This window comes from Gemmatimonadota bacterium (assembly GCA_016713785.1).
Classification (GTDB): domain Bacteria; phylum Gemmatimonadota; class Gemmatimonadetes; order Gemmatimonadales; family GWC2-71-9; genus JADJOM01.
This window is the reverse complement of sequence record JADJOM010000001.1, coordinates 959923-983060: the sequence shown is the minus strand read 5'-3', so window position 1 is coordinate 983060 and position 23138 is coordinate 959923. Positions and strand designations below refer to the sequence as shown.

Sequence of the window (23138 nt, the reverse complement as noted above, 5' to 3'; positions counted from 1 at the left end):
GCGCTCGTCCAGCAACATGTCCGGGAGGCGGTCGCTGCACGGTCTTCGAGGTAGCGCAGGTGGCCTGTGGTCCCGTACGCTACGGGCGCCCCTTTAGACAACCCAATGCGCAGTACCTTTCAACTTCCGGAGCCGCAGAAATGGGTCTAAACGCCATCGCCCGACACCCGGCGTGGCCAAAAGTGGATGATGGGCCTTGCCGTGCTGTTGGCTTGCGGTGACGCCGGTGACGCAGCGCGAGCCGAGGGAAGCGAGGCCGGTCACGGGCCGCTGACAAAGGCGCTCGACATCGAGGCGTAAGCCTTCTCGGAAGCCCGCCCTTCGAGGCAGTCTGATCGGCGGTGTGCCTGCCTCAGACGGCACAATACCATAGCGGATGGGAGCAGCCTCTCGATCCGGGTGTTCAGCCAAGAGGGACGCCTCGTGCGTTCGGCGGGGCGGGAAGGATCGGGTCCGGGCGAGCTTCAGAGCGTTCCCCTGGCCCGGCAGTGTGGCCGAGACTCGTTGTTTGTGTGGACCGCAGCACGCGTGTCGGTGGTCAGCAAGCGAGGAAAGCACGCCCGTGATTTCAGGTTGCCTCGCAATCCCGCTTTCTTTGTGGAGTGCTCTCGCCGCGTGGGCCGCCGCCCGTGGCAGTGACTGGCGCAGCCCAAGGATGTTCGTATGCCGGACCTGAGCGGCAAGGCTCCTCGCTATCGCGCGCCTCTGCTGCTCGTGAATGCGCAGGGGACCTGCTCGGCACGCTTCGGTGATGTGCCATACGAGAACCGCCTGATGGGCAAGCGTACGAGGGTGGCGGTGTCCGAGACGGCTAAAGTTCCTTTGGTACGCGGGACTCGGCCTTCGTCCACACGTGTACGCGCGCCCGCCGGAGGTCTAATCGGTTTGCTCCCTCATTGGAAGTCCCGACGAAGGACCACCTCGCGTTCCATGCGTCGGCGATCGAGCAGATGGTCGGCAACCTGATATCGACTGAATGGGACGCCTACAAGGCGTTCATGCTGAGGATCCTGATGCCGGAAGTACACCCTACTTCGAGCTGTTTGCGGATGGCCAAGGGGGCGCTGTGGCGCTTACCTCTCTGCCGGGAGAGGGAGTTACCCGCCCGGAGGGTGTCGCGCCCCGACGGTGCTCCGCCGCCGACCCGGTCCATCGAGGGGGACGTGAAAGCGTTCGAAATCGGCGGAGACTATCTGCTCGGCTCCTATGAAGACGCAGGGGACGTACTGCACATCGTGTTGCATAAGGTGGGCAAGGCGCCAACCTGACACATGGGCGATGGAGTCCGTCGTTGACCAACCATAGCTGCCTCATGCCGTGTAGCTTGGGTGGGTCGCTTTCGCTCCCAGACCACCCTTCCTGACGCATGCAAGCCCCAGCGTCACCGCCCTGCGCCGGTCCAGATCGGAGACAGCAAGTCCACTCAGTTCCGTACGCCAGCCGCATGATGGGAGCCATCGAAGACGCGGGGTAGTGAGGCCACCGGGCGCGCCATGGCGAGTGTCGTCAGGCTTATAGGTCGGGGGCCGTGCGTGGGCTTCGAGCACCGGTCCGCGATAATTCGCTGCCTGATTGCCCTGTGCGGGCAGCTATTCTTATGTCTTGAGTCCGCATCCCACTGAAACGCCGGTCGTCTCTTCGTCGTAGGGGGTGTCCTGCGTCCCGAGGCCGCCATGAGCACCGCCACGCACCCGCACCTTCCACCGACGAATGGCAATCAGGGCGCTGTACATCGGCTGCAGTCTTGTCGCATGGGGGCTCTCTTCTTCCCCTCTACCGCCGCCATTGCCCCAGCCCTCATCGGTGCATGCTCATTTCCCGTCGATCATCGCGATCGCGCCCGGGGCTGGGTTCGGTGCTACCGTCGCATCCATAGTGCCCTGCTCCTGGCAGGAAAACCTCGTCAACATCCTGCTGGTAATGGCTTGACATCCCCGCGCTCAGCGTAGTCCAGTTGATGGGGTCTTCCGGCGCATCCTCCGCGCTTCGCGAGACTCCATCGCGGCCCCGCGTTGGTCCCCACCTGCCAATACCCCAGATTGCAGGTGGCCCCGGCTCCCAGGACCTCGCCTGTCCCCGCGACCGAGGCCCCCCAGCGCATCCCCAGGGGCACCGTGTCCCAGCGATCGAGACGCCCGATGACCGACCTCCTGCCTCGGCCCGCCACGCCGCGTGTCAGGCTGCGCCCGGCTGCCCTCGCGACCCTGTTGCTCCTCCTCCCGCCCGCAAGGAAGGACGCGGCGTTCGGCGGCGGATCTCGGCCCCCGGTGGCGTCGATAGTGCCGCCGCCGGGCGCCGGCGGCTCGCCTGCTCCCGTGACCGGCGCGCCGGTCCGCAAGGGCGACCTGGTCTCACCATCGCCACCGACGGGGCAGGTGCGATCCGAGGCGGTGGCGCAGCTCAAGGTGGAAACCAACGGCACGGTGGACGAGGTGCTGGTGGCGCCCGGGCGCCACCGTGCGGAAGGGGCAGCCGCTGGTGCGGCTCGATCTGGCGCCCCCTTCGATTCGCGGTGCGCGAGGCCGAGACCGCGCTCGACGAGGCCCGCATCCGGCTGCAGGCCAACCTCGCCACCGACTCGATCCTCCTCACCAACGCGCAGGACGCCGAACGCCAACGAGCAACGCCGTGATTCTTTCCGGCGTCCTGGCGCCGAGGTGTGCCTGAACGCGCCTGCCTCGACCGCGAGCGCGCCACCATCACCGCGCCGTTCGATGGCGTCGTGGACCGGCTCGGGGCGGCCGCCGGCTCGCGGGTGTCCGCCCGGCCGGGACCTCGCCACCGTGGTGGATATGACGCACCTCCGCCTTGAGGCGCAGGTAGCGGGAGCAGACCTCCCCTACGTGACGGTGGGCGGCGAGGCGCGGTTCCGGCCCCGGGCGCCGGCACCGGTAAGGCGTGACTCGGGATCACCGCGGTGCTCCCCCTGGTCGATACCGCGGCCTGCGCGGGCCGCGTGGTGGTGAGCGTCGGCGGGGGGGGGGACCGCTAGGCTCCGCACGGCCGGGCGGGTCTCAAACCCGGGATGTACGCCGACGTCCGGCTCGAAGCCACCCGGCTCCCGAACCGGATCGTGGTCCCCGCCGCCGCGGTCATCGAACGGGACGGCCGCCCGCTGGTGTTCGTGGTCAAGGGCGGCCGGGCCCAGTGGGTCTACATCTTCCCGGGCCGGACCAACGGCTTCGAAACCGAAGTCCTGGCCGACAGCGCGTCGGGCCAGATCCCGGTGGCCGCGGGCGACACCGTGCTGGTCGAAGGCCACCTGACCCTGACGCACGACGCGCCGGTCAAGCTGGTGGCCAAGCAAGAGCGCGGCAACCAGTAAGGATCGGCGCATGTCGCTCGCCACCGCGGCGCTCAAGAAGCCCGTCACCACCATTGCCGCCACCCTGGCCCTCTGTTTGCTCGGGTCGGTGTCGCTGGCCAAGCTGCCGGTTTCGCTGCTGCCGGACGTGCAGCTGCCGGTGCTCACGATCCGGACCGCCTACTCGGGTGCCGCCGCCGAAGAGGTGAGCCGGTTCATTGCCGAGCCGATCGAGGAGGCGGTGTCCGCCACGCCCGGGCTGGTCGACGTCAAGTCGGTGAGCCGGAACGGCGAAGTCACCACCACGCTCAAATTCTCCTGGGGCACCGACATGGCGGCGACGGTGCTGCAGGTCCGGGAGCGGCTCGACAACGCCCGCGCCGCTCCCCGAACGGGCCGACCGCCCCACCCTGCTCACCAGCGACCCCGGCGAACGCCCCATTGCCGTGCTCGGCCTGACCAGCGGCGGCGACCTCCGGAGCATTGCCCGGATCGCCAAGGGCGTCCATGCCCGGCGGCTCGAGCAGCTGGGCGGGGTGTCGAGCGTGGCGGTCAGGGCGAGGCCGGAGACGAGATCCAGGTCGAGATCGATCCCGAGCGGACCCGGCGGCAGGGCCTGACCCCGGACGACGTGGCCACCGCGGTCAAGTCGGCCAACGCGGCCGCCGCGGGCGGCTCGATCCGCCGAGGCCAGTTCCGGTTCTCGCTCCGGGCCCTGACCGAGTTCCAGTCGGTCGACGAGATCGGCCGGACGCCGGTCGGGCCCGCCAAGAGCGGGATCACCCTGGCCGACATCGGCTCGGTGAGCGTCGGCCTGGCGGACCCGACCACCCTGACGACCCTCGACGCCCAGGGCGCCGTGGGCCTCGTCATATATAAGGACGCCGGCGCCAACACCGTCGCGGTCACCCGGGAGATCTAAGCCGCTCGATCGACGACCTGGTGAAGGAGTTTCCCGGCGTCCGGATCAAGGTGGTGGCGGCCCAGGCCCGGTTCGTCACCGACGCGCTCGCAACCTGATCCAGGAAATCGTCATCGGCGGCGGCCTCTCGCTCCTGGTGATCCTGTTCTTCCTCGGGGACTGGAGGAGCGCCCTGGCCATCGGCCTGATGGTGCCGCTGTCGGTGCTGGTGGCGCTGACCCTGCTCCAGCTGATGGGCGTCACCATCAACATCCTGTCCCCCGGCGGTCTGGCGCTCGGCGTGGGCCTCCTGGTCGGACAACGCGATCGTGGTGGCGGAGGCCAGCGGCCGGCCTCGGGACGCGGGGCTGGGTCCGGTGAGGGCGGCGCGGGCCGCCGAGGAGGCGGGCCCGCTCACCGCCGGCACCCTCACCACGGTGCTGGTGTTCGGCCCGATCGTGTTCGTCCGGGGCCTGGCCGCGGCGCTGTTCCGGGATCTGTCGCTCAGCGTGGTGATGTCGGTGGGCGCGTCGCTGATCCTGGCCCTGACCTTGATGCCGGTGATGATGCTGGGGCCGGCTCGGCGGGCGGCCACCGGCGCCAGCCGAGCCTCGAGCGGCGGGAGCCGGCTGCACGCATGGGTCACCGCCTCGAGGGCTGGTACGAGCCCGGGATGCGGTGGTCGCTGGCCCGGCCGGGCGCGGTGTTCGCCGTGGCGCTGGCGTTCACCGGGTTGGCGGTGTGCGTGACGCTGCGGCTGCCGCGGGAGATCCTCCCTCGGGTGGACGAGGGCGTCGCGGTGGCGTACCTCAAGCTGCCGGAGGGCACCGCCATCGAGGAGACCGCCCGCCAGGCCGGCCGGGTGGAGGCCCCGCCAGGCGTTGGCGCGGCGGGGATCTACGGCCGGATGGGGTGCCACCGACGAGGAGCTGGTGGCCGGGGCCGAGGCCGGCGGGGCCTCCGCTGGCCCAGATCCTGATGCCGGTGCCGGCGGGCCAGTGTGCGCGACGCGTACGCCAGCACCCAGCCCACGGTCGAGGTCACCCTCGATCGGGCCCAGCTGGCGCGGCTCGGCATCACCTCGGACCAGGTGGCCAACGCGCTGGCCGGCGGACTCGGCGGCGTGGCCTCGGGCGACTTCCGGGAAACGGATCGCCGGACCCCGATCAAGGTCCGCTACACCGGCAACGACAGCGAGGACCTCGCCACGGCCCTCGCCACCACGATCAATGGCGTCCCCGTGAGCCAGCTGGTGCGGTCGCGAGGACTCCGGGCCCCGGTCGAGGTGGTGCGGATCAATCAGCGGCCGGTGCACGTGGTGGAAGGGGCGGCGGAGCGGGGCGGCACCGCGCGGGCGGTGGCCGGATCGAGCGGCGCTGGGCGGCCTTCGGCCCCGGCCGGGGTCAGGTGACGATCGGCGGCGCCGAGGCCGAGCAGGAGCGGACCACCCGGGAGCTGACCTTGGTGGCGGTGCTCTCGGTGGCCCTGGTCTTCCTGGTGCTGGCCGGCGAGTTCGCCTCGTTCACCACGCCGTTGCTGGTGATGTTGACGGTGCCGCTGGCCGGGGCGGGCGGCATCGTGGTCCTCTGGCTGACGGGGCAGAGCCTCAACGCGGTGGCGCTGATCGGCATGGTGGTGATGATCGGGCTGGCCGACAACGAAGCCGTGGTCAAGCTCGACGCCATCCGCCGCTTCCGGGCCGCCGGCCACCTGGTCCGCGAGGCGGTGCTGCTGGGCGGCCGCCAGCGGCTCCGGGCCATCGCGATGACCTCGATCACCACCATCACCGGCGTGCTGCCCCTGGTGTTCGGCTGGGGCAGCGGTGGGGAGCTGTACCAGCCGCTCGCGGCCGGGGTCATCGGCGGGTCGGTGACGGCGCTGGCGGTGACCTTCTTCCTGCTGCCGACCGCCTACGCGGTGGTGGAGCAGCGGGTCGTTGCCCCCGCGGCCGAGCCGCCGAGCCGCCGAGCCGCTGAGCCGTCGCTGTGATCCACTGGGCCGCCTCCCGCCCGGCCGTCATCTGGGCCACCTGCGGCGCGCTGCTGCTCGCGGGCTGGGTCGCTTCACCCGGCTGCCCTTCGCCACCCGGCCCACCGTCGAGCTGCCGCGGCTCACCGTCTCGATGGAGTGGCCCGGCGCCTCGGCCGAGCTGGTCGAAGCCCACCTCGGCAGCCCCATCGAGGCCGCGGTGCAGTCGGTGCGCGGGGTGCAGCGTGTCGAGAGTGAATCGGGCGAGGGCTATGCCCGGCTCGACGTGGAGCTCGAGCCCACCGCCAACGTGCAGCTGGCGCGGCTCGGGGTCCTGGAGCGACTGGAGCTGCTCCGGGCCGAGTTCCCCCGGCGCCGCCGACCTCGCGGTGAGCAACTACGTCCCCGAGGGCTCGACGAGGAGCCGCTCCTCTCCTATTCGGTCTACGGGCCCTACACCGCCGGCACCATGCAGGAGCTGGTGGACCGGCAGGTGTCGCCCCGGCTCGCCGCCGTCGAGGGCGTGGCCGGGGTGGACGCGTTGGGCGGCGCGCTGGTGGGGTGGCGGTGGCGTACCAGCCCGAGCGCCTGCGCCAGCTCGGCGTCTCCCCGCCGACCTGCTCGCCGCCCTCAACGGCGCCCGGGTGGTCCAGGCGCTGGGCGTGCAGCTGGCGGGCGCCAGCGAGCGCCGGGTGGTGCTGCGCGACACCCCGCCGGCCTCGCGAGCCTCGCGGCGCTCCCCATCCGGGGCCCGGCGGGCGCCTCTACCGGCTGGAGGAACTGGCCACCCTCCGCCGCGAGGAGGACAACCAGGGCCGGCTCTATCGGGTCAACGGCGAGCCGGGCGTCCTGCTTCGCATCGCGCGGCTGCCCGGGGCGGACGCCATCCGCACCGCCGCTCGGGTCCGCGCCACGCTGGCGGAGCTGGGAGCCGGCTGCCGCCGGGGTGCGATTCCAGGTGCTCGCCGACGAGAGCCTGCGGCTGGGCGAGGAGCTCACCGACCTGGTGCGCCGCGGGCTGGTCGCCTTCGTCGCGGTGCTCGGGGTGCTGCTGCTCACCATGCAGGCGCCGCGCGCCGTGGCCTACGTCATGGCCAGCGCCGCGGTGGCCATCGCCGGCACCACGCTCTCGCTCTACCTCCTCGACATCCCCGCCAACCTCCTCACCCTCGCCGGCCTGGGCATGGGCCTCGGCATCCTGGTCCAGAACGCGGTGGTGGTGGTCGATCGCTTCCGGGGGCGTCGCAGATACCGCCGCCGCCCGCGCCGACGCGGGGCGGCGGATCGTCCCGGCGGTGCTCGGCTCCACCCCTCACCACCGCCGTGGTGCTGATTCCTTTCCTCTACCTGCAGGGCGATGCGCGCGCCGCCTTCACGCCCTTCGCGGTGTCCTTTGCCCTCGGGCTCGGGTGGTCGGTGCTCACGTCGGTGGTCATGCTGCCGGCCATCGCGGCGGGGCACGGCATGCACGCCGTCCGCTGGCGGCGGTCGGAGCGGCTGTACCGCCGGATGGTGCTCGGCCTGCTGCGGTGGCGCTGGGTGAGCATCAGCCTCACGGTGGCGCTGCTGGGCGGGCTCGGCTGGGTGTTCGCGGTGAAGGTGCCGCGCTCCAGCTTCAGCGGGTGGTGGGGCCAGCGTACCAGCCTCGCGGCGCGGGTGGACTTCCCGAGCGGCTCCGATCCCTCGATGGTGGACCAGGCGCTGCGCGAGTTCGAGCGGATCGCCGCCGGCCGCCCGGGCGTGGAACGGGTGGAGGCGCAGGGCGCCCCCGACGGCGGCATGGTGCGGGTGGTCTTCGACGACGACGCGGCGCGTACCGCGCTGCCCTACGCCATGCAGGACGAGTTCACTGAGCGGGCCGCCTTCATCGGCGGCGCCGCGGTGAGCGTGCAGGGGCTGGGTCCCGGCTTTGCCAGCGGGGGCACCTTCGGGTCGGCCCAGACCTTCCGGGTGAAGATCCTGGGCTACTCCTTCGGCGGGGTGGAGCGGCTGGCGCTCGACCTCAAGGCCCGCCTGGAGCGGGTGCCGCGGGTCCGCGCCGTGGACATCAACGCCGCCGGGTTCTGGTCCGGTGGCGAGCGCGCCCGCGACATCACCCTGGCGCCCGACCGCGACCGCCTGGCCGGCTTCGGCCTCACCAGCCAGGACTTTGCCGGCGCGGTGGGCCGCGAGGTGGGCGGTGCCGTGGGCCGGCAGCGCCTGCTGCTCGGCGACGAGGACCTCTGGCTGTCGCTCAAGACCGCCGGCAGCCGCGAGCGGAGCCTCGACCAGCTGCGCGAGGCCATGCTCCCCAACGCCGCCGGCGCGCCGGTCCGCGTGGGCGACGTGGCCACCCTTTCCGAGCGCGAGGCGCTGGCGCGCATCAGCCGCGAGGACCAGCAGTACGTCCGCATCCTGAGCTACGACTTCCGCGGCCCGGCCAAGCTCGCCAACCGGACCCACGAGGCCTTCATGCGCTCGATTGCGGTCCCCGCCGGCTACACGGTGAGCGACGAGTACTTCGGCTGGGTGGACGACCAGAGCCAGCGCGGGCTGTGGCTGGTCTTCGGTGTGGGCCTGGCGCTGGTGGTGCTGAGCGTGGCCATGGTGTTCGACTCGGCGTGGGGCGCGGCGATGGTGTTCCTGAGCCTGCCGATCGCGCTGGCGGGGGTGGTGGTGGCCTTCTGGGTGACCGGCGCGGCCTTCACCCGCGAGGCGGCCGTGGGGGTGATCCTGGTGATCGGCCTGGCGGTGAACCAGGCCATCCTGCTCGTGGATGGCGTCCTGCAGCGATCGCGGCAGGCGGGGACGCCGTCGGCGCGCACGGCCGTACGCGCCGACATCATCCTCGCCGCCTGCCGCGACCGCGCCGGGATGATCATGCTGGTGACCCTCACCACCCTCGCCAGCCTCATCCCGCTCGCCGTGGGTACCGGCGCCGATGACCTCTTCGGCGCCATCGCGCTGGCCACCGCCGGCGGCACCGTGGCCGGCACCCTCGGCGCCATGCTGCTCCTGCCGCCGATGCTGGTGCGGCGGGGAAAGGCGATCGGGCGGTAAGGCGGTGTTCCCGCACCCGCGGGAAGCGGCCCTTCAGTTCCTGCGGCCGAACGCCGGTTCATGAACTCGGGTCGACCGGTGCGGCACTTCCCGCCCCCGCGTGCTGCGAGACTTGTGCGGCACGTGTTGCCCCTGCGTTGCGCGAGTCTTGACATGCGCGATCTGGGGGGTATGGTGGCGGAGGCAACCAGGCCGCGCCTCTCCCGCCGAGACGAGGCGTTTGGCCTGCTCTCTATGCGGGACCAGGTAGCAATGTCGACACGAAGATTCTTCCATGCGGGCCTGTGCGCGCTTGCTTTGGCCTCGTTCGTCGTCGCCTTCAAGGTTGGGAGTACTGCGCGGTCGCGGCGTGCCACCACCATGAGGCGGGCGGTTGAGCGCGGTGTGACTGTGGGCCGTAGCCTTCTTCTGGTCTATGTCGGCGATTCGCGCTGCGCCTGGTGCCGTGACCCCCGCATGCCCGTTCTGCTCCAGCGCATCCAAGCACATGTCAGTGCCGTGGCTGAATCGAGCAGCGTGGGATTCAGAATGGCGGGCATCGCCGTCGATCCGATCCCCGAGCAAGGCCTCCGCCACCTCAGGCAGGTGGGCCCGATGTTCCTCGAGGTGGCGAGCGGAGGAGGTTGGCAGAGCCTCGGAATCGCCGGCATCGGGGCGGATAGCGCGGGAGGGCGAGAAAGCACGCCGCAACTCATTCTCCTGGAGCGCTGGGTCTCCGATGCCCGCAGTGATACCGCGCTGCAGGTTGCGGTGGTGTCCCGACAGCGAGTGATCAGGCGCCTGATCGGCGTGGCAGAGATCGAGGCCTGGGTGGATGAGGGAATGCCGACGCCACACGAGGTGCCTCCGGCAAGCACCGGAGGTTCGAGGACGGAATCACCTTAGCCCAGGAGGGGGTATGACGGCTCGGACGACGCTGCGACCCGCGCTTTTGGTCCTCTGCTCTATCATCGTCGGCACCGCGCTTGGACTGGCGCTTGCCGCCAGGCCCGTGGCCGCGGAGGAGGCCTGTCCGGACAACCGCTGCAATGTCATCAGTGGATACTGCTATCATCAGGCGGGCAGCGGCCGGTTCTGCACCCACACCGGCGGGGAGCAAGGGTGTTACAACACTTTCTGTTGACCCGCGGGCGTTGTCATGCGGGCACACAATCAGTGGGTCGCCAACGCTTGTGGTCCGAAGTGGCTGGGAGTCTGGCCGATCCACTGGAGTCGAGCGCGGTGAGGCACGCTGGATTGTCACCTCGCAGGCCCTGTGTGTTGCTGCTTGCCCTCCTCCTGGCATGCACGGGGACGGGACGAGAGGGCGGAGCCTCCAGCGCCGGCAGCCACCCCGACCCGGCCTACATCGACCAGACCATTCCGCCATCGTTCGAGATCGCACTCGATGCGGCACCGTCCACTTCCGGGCTTGAAGTGGGACCGGTCGTCGCCCACAGTGGCGTCGCGCCTGGCGGATCGGACGACGCCGTCGGGCGAATCGGAGACGGGCTGTTCCTGCCGGGAGGGCGGGTCCTTCTGGTGGATGATGCCTTGGAGATGCTTCACGTCTTTGAGGCAGGTGGAGAGCGTGGCGCCTCGATCGGGCGACCGGGGCGGGGACCCGGGGAGTTCGAGCAGCCGCGGGCGGCGGCGCTGATGGCGCAGGGCAGCCTGGTGGTTGCCGAGGGAGTCCGGCTGCAGGTCCTGCAACCTGCCAGGCGAGGCTTCGAGTATCAGGGGGCGTTGAGCCTCGACGTGCCCGCGCAGGACTTCTGCCTGCTCGGCGACACGATCGTGACGACCGGGTCGCGGCGCAGCGGACCCGTCCTTCATCTGTACGCGATCGACGGCGGCGGCATCGGCGCCTTTGGTATGGTGTACCGCTCTCCGAACGAAATGGTGAATGAAGAGATGTCGCTGGGGCAGGTCGCCTGTGACGGTGCCCACGCGGTCATCGCGCTCGCGACGAGAGGGCCGCTAGCGGAGGTCCGGGGCTATCGCCCGGACGGCGCGTTGCTGTGGCGAACCACCTTTTCGGGCGCGAAGGCGAACCGGATCGAGGACACGCCCGGGGATATCGGGTCATCAAGTCGGCCAATGGAGTTCACAGTCTCTACAGCCTGACAATGATTCCCGGCCGTGGTTTCCTGGTGCAATGGACCTTTCGCCAGCCGGAGGAACTCACCGCGCGGGCCTCCTATGGGAAGATCCTTAGTTTCGTGCTCGACCCGCTTACTGGGCACCCCCTGGGCCCGGATGCCGATCTTCCGCCGATCCTCGCGGCGTCAGACACCACCGTCCTGGCCGTCTTCGAGGACCCTGCGCCCCGCTTCGAAGTGCGCGCGCTGACCCGGCATTGAGGCCGGTGAAGGCAGAGGGAGGTTGCCCGAACATGAAATGTGTAGGGACGTCGTGCGAGGCGAACGGTACGAGAATCTGCACTCACCATAGCGGCGAGAACGGTGGCTACTGCTCGAGTACTTCCTGTTGAGCAACCGCGGCGCTTGAGTAGTGACCAGTGTCCATCCACGCCTGCCTTGTCATCTCTTCCGGCTGGTCGGCGTTACCACGATCTTGGCGTGTGCGCCCGCGCCGGATGACAGAGGTCGGGTTCCCGCCAGCGGGTCCGCCTTGCAGCACCCGGACGCTCGATGGGTCGATGGATCGCTACAGGCCGCCTTCACTGTCCCGATCGACGCTCAGGGGGCTCCCGGCACCCTGCGGTTCGGCGCGGAAGCCCAGGCACGATGGGGTACCGAGACGGACCCCCCGGAGCACACCATCGGAGAGATCCGCACGGCTGTCCTGCTGCCAGACGGTGGCGTCGGGATCGTGGATCCCCGGTCGCCCGCGCTCCGGGTGTATGATGCCGCAGGGCGGCCACGTCAGGTGGTGGGTCGGAGAGGCCAGGGCCCCGGGGAGTTTCGGTATCCCCTCTCGGCGACCGTCGATCGGGATGGCCGCCTGTATGTGGCGGATGCGAACTGGCGCATCGAGGTGTTCGTCCTCATCAATGGGAAGTACGAGTACGAGCGGACCCTGACGTTGGAACTGATCGCCCAGGACCTGTGCTTCCTGGCGGACACCCTTGTGGTGCAAGGGCTTTCGTTGTCCCGGCAGACACTGATCCACATCTATGACCGGGCTGGCAGGCGAGTGCGGTCGTTCGGTGAGTTCTACCATTCACCGAGCCCGGACATGAACGAGGAATTTGGGCTGGGCCGAATCGCATGTGATGAGAAGCGACGGCTGATCTACTATGCTCCGAGAATCGGGAATGGTGAGGTCCGGGCCTTCCGGGCCGACGGTACACTGCTCTGGCGGACCTCGTTCTCTGGTTTTCGTTCCAACCCGTGGGTGTCGGAGAACCGGACGCTGACCACTCGGCTCTCCCGCCAGGGCAATCATACTCTCGTGACGCTCGCCTACGTGGACGGACATGGACTGCTGGTGCAATGGACTTTTCGCACCTGGCAGCAGTTGGAGGACGAGGCACAGTTCGGAACGACCGTGAGTTTCCTGCTGAACCCCGGCTCCGGGGAGCCGCGAGCGCTCGGGGCGAGCCTGCCCCTCGTCCCCGCAATCAGCGCCGGCAGGGCAGTGGCCATATTCGAGGACCCCGTTCCCCGCTTCGAAGTGCGCGCGCTCACCCGGCATTGAGGCCGGGCGGCGGGCGGGCGCCCGGGACAGCAACGCGGGGCCAGGGAATGCCCTGACCCCGCATTGCTGTTGCCCGCCGTGCGGGATTCACCCTCCCTCGCGCCCTCAGTTATCCACTTCCACCTTGAGCGTCGTCGCCGTGATCGCGCTGCCGCCGGTCGCGGTGCCGGTGCCCTCGGCCCGCACCGCCTGGCCCGCCGCCACCGCGCTCGCCACCGCATCCATGCTGAACAGGTCGCCGAGCGGGTCGAAGGTGATGCTGCCGACGGTGATCACCGTGCCGCCCGCCAGGGTGATCGTCCCCGCGCCGGCGTCGGCCGCGGTCACGCTGCCCTCGAACTCCACGCTGCCGCTGGGCACGCCGCCGCCCGGGGTGGTGAGCGAGATCTCGGTGCCGCTGGTGATCTCGATGGGCAGGTTGAAGACGGTCAGGATCGCGAGCGGCGGCGGCGACGCCACGTCCTGGAAGTTGTCGGCGTCCACGTACACCTCGATCTTGGGCTCGTCGGTCTTGTCCTCGAGCCGCAGGTCGTTCGCGGTGAAGGATGCATCGGTCGGGGCCTGGGGCTGGCCCGGCTGGTTGCGGCGGGCCTCGATCGGGGGCTGCTGGCCGCTGCCCAGGGCGCCGCCGATGGCCGCTTCCCACTCCGCCCGGGTCACGCGGCTGTCGCTCGGGGTCCGGAACCGGGTGCCGCTGCCGTAGCTCACCTGCATCCCGCCGAGGGCCAGGGTCACCGTCCCGGCCACGGTGTCGATCGCCGTCACCTGGCTCACGATCTTCTCTTCCGCGTCATCCGCCTCGACGTGAACCTCGCGCGCCTCGAGCCCACCGGCGAGGAGCTTGATCTCGATCCGCGTGCTGCCGGCGCCGAGGGTGCTGTCGAACTGGCTCACGCTCATGGGGGAGCCGAACTGGCTGCCGCCGTTGCCGGCGCCGGGGCCGGTGGCGTCGGAGCCGCAGGCGGCGAGCAGCGCGCTGCCCGCCAGGGCGAGTCCGCTCAGCGAGCGGGTGAAGTACTTGGACATCGTTTCCTCCGGAGTATGTTGTTCGTGGCGTACCGTGGTTCGTTGCCATGTCATTAGGCAGGGCCGGTGCCGCGGCGCCACGTGGCTAAGTCGTTGTGGGACAACACCAAGTGATTTTCGCTCCTATCCCGAAACGCTACGCATGCAATGCGATGCGTGGTCCCGGCGATTCAACATTCCTTCAGGCACAGCCGTACTTGGGCGGTATGTTCAAGGCTCTGTCCTCCCTGCGCCTCCTCCCGTTGCTGGCCATCGCGGCCTGCGCCCCGGCCCTTCCCGGGGCCCGCGGGGCGCGTCCGGTCGCCGCCCGGCCCGACACTCTCTGGGTCCCGGGCCGCGAGGCGCCTCCCCGCCTGGCCGCCGCCGAGCTCGCCTTGCCCCCCGACCTCGTGGCCCGGCGGGAGGCGCTGACGCTGGAAGACGTCGTGGCCCTGGCGCTGGAAGGCAATCCGGAGGTGCGGGCGGCGTGGGCCACGGCGCGGTCCCGCGCGGCGGCCTACGGGGCGGCCCGCGCCGGCTGGTTCCCTACTATTAGTGGAGAGGCCAGCGCCACCCGGCTGCAGACCTCGGCCACCCAGGGACGTTCCGCGGTGGAGCAGACGGTCTACGAGCCCAGTGTCTCGTTCACCTGGCTGCTGCTGGATGCCGGGGGGCGCGGCGGGGCCATCTCGGCGGCGCGGGAAGGGCTGGTGGCGGCGAACTGGACCCACAACGCCACCCTGCAGGCGGTGGTGGCGCGGACCGCGGGGGCCTTCTTCGAGCATGCCGCGGCCAAGGCGCTGCTGACCGCCCAGCGGGTCACGGTGAGCGAGGCTACCACCAACCTCGCGGCGGCGGAGGAGCGGCGGCGGGTCGGGGTGGCCACCATCGCGGACGTGCTGCAGGCCCGCACGGCGCTGGCCCAGGCCCGGCTCGACCTCCAGAGCATCGAGGGCAACCTCTACACCACGCGCGGTGCGCTCGCCGCCGCCACCGGCTATCCCGCCACCCTCGCCTACGACATCGACACCGCCGCGGTGGAGCGGCCGGTGCAGCCGGTGGCGGAAGCGGTGGATTCGCTGATCGCGCGGGCGCTCGCGCTGCGCCCCGACCTCGCCGCCTCCCGCGCGCTGTACGAGCAGGCCCGGGCCCGGGTGCGGGTGGCGGGCGCCGCGCGGCTTCCCTCGCTGGTGGGCGGCGGCAACGCGGGGGTGACCTGGCAGCCGGGGCAGAGCGGCGGCCGCCAGTCGTACACCCTGCAGCTCGGCCTCCGCATCCCGCTCTTCAACGGCTTTGCGTGGGAGTACCAGCGGGTGCAGGCCGCCGCCGACGCCGACGCCGCGCGGGCCCGCGCCGATGGCCTGGCCCAGCAGGTGATCTTCCAGGTGTTCAGCGCGTACTACGCGCTGCAGACCGCGGCGCTGCGGGTGGCCACCGCGGATGAGCTGCTGGCCAGCGCCACCGAGTCGGCGGCCGCGGCGCGCGGTCGCTACCAGTCCGGGGTGGGCTCGCTGCTCGAGCTGCTTACCGCCGAGAATGCCCTGGCCGGGGCCCGCGCGCAGCGGATCCAGGCGCGGCTCGGCTGGCAGGCCTCGCTGGTGGCGCTGGCCCAGAACGCCGGCGTGCTCGATCTTCGCGGAGGGAGCCCGCTCCGGCTCCAGGCTCCGCCCGCCTCAACCGACAGCCTGCCATGATCCCGCGTTCCCCGGTGTGCCGCCTCCTGCCGCTGCTCCTCCTCGCGCTCGCCGCCTGCAAGGACCCGGCGCCGCCCGCGCCCCCGCCGGCCTCGGTGGGCGTTGGGGTGGTGCGCCGGCAGGATGTCCCCGTGGTGCTCCCCGCCACGGGCACCGTGGAGCCGATCCAGACCGCGGCCGTGGCCGCGCAGGTGGACGGGATCGTGGAGCGCCTGGCGTTCCAGGAAGGCGATGAGGTCCGGCAGGGTGAGGTGCTGTTCCGGATCGACCCGCGGCCCTACGCGGCGGAGCTGGCGCAGCAGGAGGCGGTGCTGGCCCGCGACCTGGTGCAGCTGGCCAACGCGCTGCGCGACCAGCAGCGCATGGAGGACCTGGCCGGCAAGGAGTACGTCACCCAGCAGCAGGTGGACCAGGCCCGTTCCACCGCCGCCGCGCTCGCGGCGACCGTGCGCGCCGACTCGGCCCAGGTGGCGCGGGCCCGGCTCGACCTCGACCGCGCCAGTGTCCGGGCGCCGATCACCGGGCTGGCCGGCGCGGTGCTGGTGCGGGCCGGCAACCTGGTGCGGGCCGGCACCGGCCAGCCGCTGGTGCTGATCAACCAGATGTCGCCGATCCTGGTGCGCTTCGGCGTGCCGGCGAGCGAGCTCCCCGGCATCCGCCGCGCCGGCGCCGGCCTCCGGGTCACCGCCGCGCCGGTGGGCGACAGCGGCCCGCCGCAACAGGGCACGCTCACGTTCGTGGACAACGCGGTGGATTCCCTCACCGGCACGATCCTGCTCAAGGCCAGCTTCCCCAACACCGGCCGTGCGTTGTGGCCCGGGGCGCTGGTGCGGGTGGTGCTCACCGTGACCGTGGAGCGGGGCGCGCTGGTGGCGCCGGTGAGCGCGCTCATCACCGGGCAGCAGGGCACCCAGGTCTTCGTGGTGACCGACAGCAACCGGGTGAAGCTCACCCCGGTGACCGTGCTCCGGACCACCGATACGCTCGCGGTGCTCGCCGGGGGCGTGGCGGAGGGCGCCAGGGTGGTGACCGACGGGCAGGTCAAGGTCACCGATGGGGCGCGGGTGAAGGTGCTGGCGCCGTGAACATCGCGGAGCTCTTCATCCGCCGGCCGGTCATGACCACGCTGGTCATGGCCGGGATCCTGGTCTTCGGGGTCACCGCCTACCGGAACCTCCCGGTGAGCGACCTGCCCACCATTGACTACCCGACCATCTCGGTGAGCGCCAACCTGGCCGGCGCGAGCCCGGAGACCATGGCGAGCTCGGTGGCCACGCCGCTCGAGCGCCAGTTCTCCACCATCGCCGGCCTCGACGCGCTCACCAGCACCAGCGGCCAGGGCAACACCTCGATCACCCTGCAGTTCACCCTCGACCGCGACATCGACGACGCGGCCGCCGACGTGCAGGCCGCCATCGCCCAGACGCTGCGGCAGCTGCCGCAGAACATGGTGCCGCCCAGCTACTCCAAGGTGGACCCGTCGCAGTCGCCGGTGCTGTACTACGCGCTGACCTCCGCCACCCTTCCGCTCTCCACCCTCGACGAGTACGGCCAGACGCTGATCAGCCAGCGGCTCTCCACCGTGGAGGGGGTGGCGCAGGTGCAGGTGTACGGCAGCCAGAAGTACGCGGTGCGCATCCAGCTTGACCCGCAGGCGCTGGCGGCGCGGAAGATCGGCCTCGACGAGGTCTCCCGCGCCATCAGCACCGGCAACGTGAACCTCCCCTCGGGGATCCTCTGGGGCACCGACCGGGCCTACGCGGTGGAGGCGGAGGGGCAGCTGGAGAGCGCCGCGGCGTTCCGGCCGCTCATCGTGGCGTGGCGCGACGGCGTGCCGGTGCGGCTCGGCGACCTGGGACGGGTGATCGACAGCGTGCAGGAGACCAAGGCGGCGGGCTGGTTCAACGGCACCCGGTCCATCGTCCTCGCCATCCAGCGGCAGCCCGGCACCAATACCGTGGCGGTCGCCGACCGGGTGAAGGCGGCGATGGCGCAGATCCAGCGCCAGCTCCCCGCCGCCGTGAAGGTGGAGACCCTCTACGACCGCTCGGTGACCATCCAGGAGTCGGTGCACGAGGTGAAGTTCACGCTCTACCTGACGCTGTGCCTCGTCATCCTCACGATCTTCCTCTTCCTGCGCAACCTCTCCGCCACGGTCATCCCGAGCCTGGCGCTGCCGATGTCGCTGGTGGGGACCTTCGCGGTGATGTACGTGCTGGGCTACAGCCTCGACAACCTGTCGCTCATGGCGCTGACGCTGTCGGTCGGGTTCGTGGTGGACGACGCCATCGTGATGCTCGAGAACATCGTCCGCCACATGGAGATGGGAAAGCCGGCGCGGCAGGCGGCCTTCGACGGCGCCCGCGAGATCGGCTTCACCATCCTCTCCATGACGATCTCGCTGGTGGCGGTGTTCATCCCGCTGGTGTTCATGGGCGGGCTGGTGGGGCGGCTGTTCCGCGAGTTCGCGGTCACCATCGCGGTGGCCATCCTGGTCTCGGGCTTCGTCTCGCTCACCCTCACGCCGATGCTGGGCAGTCGCTTCCTCAAGCCGGGGCGCCACGGCGGCGGCGGCGCGCCCGACTCCGCCACCGAGCGGGTGTTTGCCGCGACCCTGCGCTGGTACCTCCGCACCCTCGACTGGGTGATGGCGCGGCGCCGGATGGCGCTGGCGGCCTCGTTCGCGGTGCTGGTGGCCACCATCTGGCTCGCGGTGATCATCCCCAAGGGGTTCCTGCCCAGCGAGGACACCGCCCAGCTGCGCGGCACCACTGAGGCGGCCGAGGGCACCAGCTTCGAGGCCATGCTGCGGCTGCAGCGGCAGGCGGCGGCCATCGTGGGGGCGGACAGCAACGTGGCGAACTTCATGTCCGCGGTCGGGTCCGGCGGCCGTTCCTCGAATATCAACCAGGGGCGGTTCTTCATCCACCTCAAGCCGCGGCGGGAGCGGCGCCAGACCGCCGACGAGGTGGCGCGGAGCCTCTCCGGCCGGATGAGCGCGGTGCCGGGCATGAAGGTGTACTTCCAGAACCCGCCGGCCATCTCCATCGGCGGCCGGAGCACCAAGAGCCTCTACCAGTACACCATCCAGGGCCCCGACATCGCGGAGCTCTACGGCACGGCCGGCGAGCTGGAGCGGGCGCTCCGCGCCCTGCCGCAGCTGCACGACGTCACCACCGACCTCAACATCCGCAACCCGCAGGTGCGGGTGAAGATCGACCGGGAGCGCACCGCGGCGTACGGCCTGACGGTGCAGGCGGTGGAGCAGGCACTCTACGACGCCTACGGCGCGCGCCAGGTCTCGACCATCTATACCGCCACCAACCAGTACTGGGTGGTGCTGGAGCTGCTCCCCGAGTACCAGCGCGACCTCGGCGCCCTGAGCCTGCTCGGCCTGCGGGCCGCCAACGGGGCGCTGGTGCCGCTCACCGCCCTGGCCGAGGTGACGCCCGACGTGGGGCCGCTCACCGTGAACCACTCGGGACAGCTCCCCTCGGTCACGCTCTCGTTCGACGTGGTGCCCGGCACCTCGATCGGCCAGGCGGTCGCCGCCGTCGAGAAGGCGGCCGAACCGATCCTCCCCGGCTCGGTCACCGCCCGCTTTGCCGGCACGGCGCAGGCCTTCCAGGACTCGCAGCAGGGGCTGCTGCTGCTGCTGGTGCTCGCCATCGTGGTGATCTACATCGTGCTCGGCATCCTGTACGAGAGCTTCCTGCACCCGCTCACCATCCTGAGCGGGCTGCCCTTCGCCGGGTTCGGCGCGCTGGTCACCCTGCTCGTCGCCGGGCTCGACCTGAGCGTCTACGCCTTCGTGGGGATCATCATGCTGGTGGGGCTGGTCAAGAAGAACGCCATCATGATGCTGGATTTCGCCATCGAGGCGGAGCGGAAGGAAGGCAAGTCGCCGGAGGCGGCGATCCTCGAGGCCAGCGCGGTGCGGTTCCGGCCCATCATGATGACCACCTTCGCCGCCCTGCTCGGCACCCTGCCGATCGCCTTTGCCACCGGCACCGGCGCCGAGTCCCGCCGCCCGCTTGGTCTGGCGGTGGTGGGCGGCCTGCTCTTCTCGCAGTTCGTGACGCTGTACGTGACGCCGGTGATCTACGTGACCCTGGACCGGCTGGCGGCCCGGCGGCGCGGCGACACGGCGGCTGAACGTGCCGCGCGCCTGGCCGGGTCATCGAGCCACCGGGCCGCCGAGCCGTCCACCTAGTTCCGCGTCAGCAACTCCTCGAACAGCGCCAGCGCCTCGGGGGCCTCGCTCTGCCCCAGCCAGAAGATGGCGGTCTTGCGGAGCTTGGGGTCGGGGCTGGTGCGGGCCACCCGGATCAGGGCGGGGACGCCCTCGTCGTGCGGGCGCTGCGACAGCGCGAACACCGCCGACTCCCGCACCTCGCGGTCACCCCGCGCATCGTTCACGATCGAGTCGAGCCCGCGGGTGGCCGCGACCCCGGCCGCCTGCCCCAGCCAGAAGACCGCGCCCTTCCGCGCCTTCTGCCCACTGCGCTCGTTCCGCGCGATGCGGAGCAGCGCCGGCCAGGTCTCCGCGCTGTCGGCCAGGGTGGCCGGCATGATGGCGTCCTCGGCCGCCGGCTCCCCCCGTTCCGCCACCCCCAGCAGCCAGCGCGAGGCCTCGATGGCGCCCACCGTCCCGAGGTCGGCGGTGGCGGTGCCCCGCCACGCGCCGCCGACGTAGGTCCGGATGTCGGTGGTGCGCCCGCCGTCCCGCTGCACCACCACCCGCACCGGCCCGTGGGCGCAGCTGCCCACCCACTCCCCGCGGCGGCCCGCGCTGGAGGTGATGTTGTGCTCCCCGTCGCCGCAGACCCCCTCCCGCGCGGCGTAGCTCATCCGCACGGTGCCTTCCTTGACTCCCTCGATCCGGCTCGCGAGCGACTGGGCCGCGAGCCCCGGGACTCCGCCCAGCGCGAGGCCGAGCAGCAGCATGGCGCGCATGGGGGCTCCTAGTCGGTGAGCAGCTGTTCGATGAACTGCGAGGCGCGCGGGTCGTCGGACTGGCCCAGCCAGAAGATGGCCTTCTTGCGCATCTCGGGGTCCTTGTCCCTGCGCGCGATCTCCATGAGCTGGTCCACCGCCGCCGGGCCGTCGAGCTGGGAGAGCGCGAAGATCACCTGCTCCTTGAGCTCGGCTTCGGTGAGCGAGCCGTAGAGGCTGGCCAGCTCGGCGCCGCTGCCGCCCGCCTGGCCCAGCCAGAACACCGCCTTCTTGCGCAGCTCCACGTTCCCCTTCGGGTCCTTCGCCACGTCGAGCAGCCAGCGCCGGTCCTCGGCCGAGCCCGACTGGGCCACGCCGAAGATCACCTTGTCCTTGAGCTCGTCGTCGTCGAGCCGCGCGTACAGCCCGCGCAGGTACTCGCCGCCGCCGCTCTCGGACTGGCCCAGCCAGAAGATGGCCTTCTCGCGGATGCCGCGGGGCATGTCCTTCCGCTCGGCGATGGCGCGCAGCGCCGAGCGCGCCTGGGCCCCGCGCTGCTGCGACAGGGCAAAGACCGCCTTCTCCTGCAGTTCGACGTCGGTGCTCTTCTGCACGATCGAGTCGAGCGCCGCCACCGCCTTGGGGCTTTCCACCTGCGACAGCCAGAACACCGCCTGCTCGCGGACCTCGCCATCGGGGTCGTTCCGCGCCGCGCCGATCAGCACGTCCTCGCCGCCGGCATCCGCCTTCTGTGCCACCAGGAACACCGCCTTGCGCCGCAGGCAGACGGAGCCCGAGTCGCGGCGGGCCAGCACCCGGGTGAGCAGCGGCATGGCGCGCTCGCTGTCCATCTGGAGCACGGCGTTGAGCGCCGCCAGCTTCACGTCGTCGTCGTCATCGCAGGCGTCGCGGCCCCCGGCGCGCCCGCCGGTGCTCCGGCCGGTGGCGCGGGTGGTGGCCACGCCACGTCCGCTGCTGCCCGAGCTGCCGCTGGCGCTGCTCCCCGCGGTGGCGGTGACGGTGGCCGCCGCTTCGGCGTCACCCCGGCGCGCCAGCTCCCCCTGGATCCGGGTGGTGAGGGTCACCGCGTCGCCGCTGGTGCCCGCCTTGGGGAAGCGCGCCTTCTGGGTCTCCAGCCGCCCCAGGGCGGTGCGCAGGTCATTCTCCCCGCCCAGGCGGTAGAGGGCGAACGCCTCCCAGTAGAGGGCGTCGGCGGCATAGCCCGAGCGGGGATAGCGCCGGCCCAGCTCGGCAAAGGTGTCGGCCGCCTTGCGGTACTGGTTCCGGTTGAGCGCCTCGCGCGCCACCCGGTAGAGGGAATCCGCGGGGTCGGCCTGCAGCCACGGGGCGGGGGCCCGCTCCGCGATCGCGACGGTGGTGGCGGCCTGCCCCGCCTGGAACAGCCGGGGCACCGCGATCGAGTTGACGGCCAGCGCCGCCGTGAGGCCCAGCATCCAGGTACGCATCACAGCACTCCTTGGGTGAGAGCGGGCATGCCGCCGGCCGGAACCGCGGACCGCAGCCGACCCAGCGTGCCGCGCTGGTCGAGCCCGTTGGTGATCAGGTCGAGGTCCCGCGGCCGCTCGCCCTGCAGCTGGGCGATCTCGGCGAGGACCAGTTCGAGATCCTCCAGCAGGGCGCGAAGCCGTACGTCTTCGGCCACCGGAGAATCGAGCAGCAGGCGCGCGGTGCCGAGGAGCCGGCGGGCCTCGGTCGTCACGTCCTGGTCGGGCTGCCCCGTGCGGGCGGCCACCCGGAAATCAGTGAGGAACGCCTCGGTGCGCCCGAGGTACTCGGCCGCCACCAGGCGGTGGGCGGGGCTCGTGGGGCGGCGGCCCGGCTCGGTGGCGGGTGCCTGCGCCACCGGGGTGGGCTCGGGCGCCGTGAGGCGTCCGATGCCGAAGGCCAGCGCGAGCAGCGCCGCGATCCCCACCGGCCAGGCCAGCGGCGCCCAGCGCCGCTCGACTGCCGGTACCGCCGTTACCGCCCCGACCGCCTTGCCCTCGCGTGCGGCCTGGATCCGCGCCCACAGCTCTTCCCGGGGGACCGGGGGGGGCTGGAGCTGGTCCTGCGCCAGGCGGCGGATCATGGCATCCCGTTCGTCGTCGTTCATGGTGTCCTCAGGCGAAAGCCGCGAGGGCTTCGCGGAGCCGGGCGCGGGCGCGGGAGAGGCGGGCCTTGGAGGTCCCGGTCTCCACGCCGAGGAGCCCGGCGATCTCCTCGTGGGTATAGCCTTCGACATCGTGCAGCAGGAACACCAGCCGGTAGTGCTCGGCCAGGTCGGCGACGGCCGCCTTGAGGCGGGCGGCCAGGTCCGGGTCGGCGCGCCGCTCGGCGCGGGCCGGGTGATAGTCCTCGAGCGGGGTCTCCCGCTCGCTCCGTCGCTTGACCTGCCGGAGGCCGGTCAGGGCCACCGAGATCGCGATGGAGCCGATCCAGGTGCCGAGGGCGGCCTCGCCGCGGAAGTCGCGGAGCCGGGCGAAGACCCGGACGAAGGTCTCCTGGGTCCAGTCGGCGGCGCGGTCGGTGTCGCCGGCCATCCGGTGGACCATGCCCCACACCCGGTCCACGTGCGCGTCGTACAGCGCGCGCTCCGCCGCCGGGTGGCCGGCCAGCACCCCCTCGATCATCTCGCGTTCGGTCACTCGGG

General features: G+C 71.3%; 20 protein-coding genes. 15 read left to right on the top strand and 5 right to left on the bottom strand.

Annotated features, from left to right (window positions below):
* Positions 1-896 precede the first annotated feature (896 nt).
* The 12 genes from IPJ95_04410 (at position 897) to IPJ95_04355 (ending at position 12854) form a co-directional block, all read left to right on the top strand.
* The gene (locus IPJ95_04410; protein MBK7922862.1) at positions 897-1268 is read left to right on the top strand and encodes a hypothetical protein; all 372 of its coding nucleotides are present in this window, start codon (positions 897-899) and stop codon (positions 1266-1268) included.
* Between the two features lie 1757 nt (positions 1269-3025).
* Positions 3026-3325: a hypothetical protein gene (locus IPJ95_04405; protein MBK7922861.1), complete on the top strand. Its 300-nt coding sequence runs from the start codon at positions 3026-3028 to the stop codon at positions 3323-3325.
* 10 nt (positions 3326-3335) lie between these two features.
* Positions 3336-4226, top strand: a complete 891-nt coding sequence (locus IPJ95_04400) for an efflux RND transporter permease subunit (GenBank protein MBK7922860.1) — start codon at positions 3336-3338, stop codon at positions 4224-4226.
* Positions 4227-4362: 136 nt separating this feature from the next.
* Positions 4363-5184, top strand: a complete 822-nt coding sequence (locus IPJ95_04395) for an efflux RND transporter permease subunit (GenBank protein MBK7922859.1) — start codon at positions 4363-4365, stop codon at positions 5182-5184.
* Positions 5185-5205: 21 nt separating this feature from the next.
* Positions 5206-5616 (top strand): efflux RND transporter permease subunit, encoded by a 411-nt coding sequence (locus tag IPJ95_04390; GenBank protein ID MBK7922858.1) that lies wholly within the window; start codon positions 5206-5208, stop codon positions 5614-5616.
* Positions 5613-6194, top strand: a complete 582-nt coding sequence (locus IPJ95_04385; GenBank protein ID MBK7922857.1) for an efflux RND transporter permease subunit — start codon at positions 5613-5615, stop codon at positions 6192-6194. The genes IPJ95_04390 and IPJ95_04385 overlap by 4 nt, the downstream gene beginning before the upstream one ends.
* Positions 6142-7506: an efflux RND transporter permease subunit gene (locus IPJ95_04380; protein MBK7922856.1), complete on the top strand. Its 1365-nt coding sequence runs from the start codon at positions 6142-6144 to the stop codon at positions 7504-7506. The genes IPJ95_04385 and IPJ95_04380 overlap by 53 nt, the downstream gene beginning before the upstream one ends.
* Positions 7497-9212: an efflux RND transporter permease subunit gene (locus IPJ95_04375; GenBank protein MBK7922855.1), complete on the top strand. Its 1716-nt coding sequence runs from the start codon at positions 7497-7499 to the stop codon at positions 9210-9212. Before IPJ95_04380 ends, IPJ95_04375 begins: the two co-directional genes overlap by 10 nt.
* 456 nt (positions 9213-9668) lie before the next feature.
* A complete protein-coding gene (locus tag IPJ95_04370; GenBank protein ID MBK7922854.1) occupies positions 9669-10097 on the top strand; it encodes a hypothetical protein in 429 nt (142 codons plus the stop codon).
* A 372-nt stretch (positions 10098-10469) separates the two neighbouring features.
* The gene (locus IPJ95_04365; protein MBK7922853.1) at positions 10470-11318 is read left to right on the top strand and encodes a hypothetical protein; all 849 of its coding nucleotides are present in this window, start codon (positions 10470-10472) and stop codon (positions 11316-11318) included.
* A 26-nt stretch (positions 11319-11344) separates the two neighbouring features.
* Positions 11345-11554: a hypothetical protein gene (locus IPJ95_04360; protein MBK7922852.1), complete on the top strand. Its 210-nt coding sequence runs from the start codon at positions 11345-11347 to the stop codon at positions 11552-11554.
* 610 nt (positions 11555-12164) lie between these two features.
* A complete protein-coding gene (locus IPJ95_04355) occupies positions 12165-12854 on the top strand; it encodes a hypothetical protein (protein MBK7922851.1) in 690 nt (229 codons plus the stop codon).
* A gap of 105 nt (positions 12855-12959) precedes the next feature.
* Here IPJ95_04355 and IPJ95_04350 read toward each other — a convergent pair whose 3' ends face one another.
* Entirely contained in the window at positions 12960-13880 is a 921-nt protein-coding gene (locus IPJ95_04350) for a hypothetical protein (GenBank protein ID MBK7922850.1), read from the bottom strand.
* 206 nt (positions 13881-14086) lie between these two features.
* Between IPJ95_04350 and IPJ95_04345 the strand changes: the two genes are divergently transcribed.
* Genes IPJ95_04345 through IPJ95_04335 form a run of 3 tightly spaced genes read left to right on the top strand, consistent with a single transcriptional unit; the run spans position 14087 to position 19766 of the window.
* Positions 14087-15553 (top strand): TolC family protein, encoded by a 1467-nt coding sequence (locus tag IPJ95_04345; GenBank protein MBK7922849.1) that lies wholly within the window; start codon positions 14087-14089, stop codon positions 15551-15553.
* Complete coding sequence (locus IPJ95_04340; protein ID MBK7922848.1) at positions 15550-16638, top strand: efflux RND transporter periplasmic adaptor subunit; 1089 nt, start codon at positions 15550-15552, stop codon at positions 16636-16638. The genes IPJ95_04345 and IPJ95_04340 overlap by 4 nt, the downstream gene beginning before the upstream one ends.
* Complete coding sequence (locus IPJ95_04335; protein MBK7922847.1) at positions 16635-19766, top strand: efflux RND transporter permease subunit; 3132 nt, start codon at positions 16635-16637, stop codon at positions 19764-19766. Before IPJ95_04340 ends, IPJ95_04335 begins: the two co-directional genes overlap by 4 nt.
* Here IPJ95_04335 and IPJ95_04330 read toward each other — a convergent pair.
* Genes IPJ95_04330 through IPJ95_04315 form a run of 4 tightly spaced genes read right to left on the bottom strand, consistent with a single transcriptional unit; the run spans position 19763 to position 23133 of the window.
* Positions 19763-20509, bottom strand: a complete 747-nt coding sequence (locus tag IPJ95_04330) for a HEAT repeat domain-containing protein (GenBank protein MBK7922846.1) — start codon at positions 20507-20509, stop codon at positions 19763-19765. The genes IPJ95_04335 and IPJ95_04330 overlap by 4 nt on opposite strands.
* Before the next feature lie 8 nt (positions 20510-20517).
* Complete coding sequence (locus IPJ95_04325) at positions 20518-21954, bottom strand: HEAT repeat domain-containing protein (protein ID MBK7922845.1); 1437 nt, start codon at positions 21952-21954, stop codon at positions 20518-20520.
* Positions 21954-22601 (bottom strand): hypothetical protein, encoded by a 648-nt coding sequence (locus IPJ95_04320; GenBank protein MBK7922844.1) that lies wholly within the window; start codon positions 22599-22601, stop codon positions 21954-21956. The genes IPJ95_04325 and IPJ95_04320 overlap by 1 nt, the downstream gene beginning before the upstream one ends.
* A gap of 7 nt (positions 22602-22608) precedes the next feature.
* A complete protein-coding gene (locus tag IPJ95_04315; protein MBK7922843.1) occupies positions 22609-23133 on the bottom strand; it encodes an RNA polymerase sigma factor in 525 nt (174 codons plus the stop codon).
* Positions 23134-23138 lie beyond the last annotated feature (5 nt).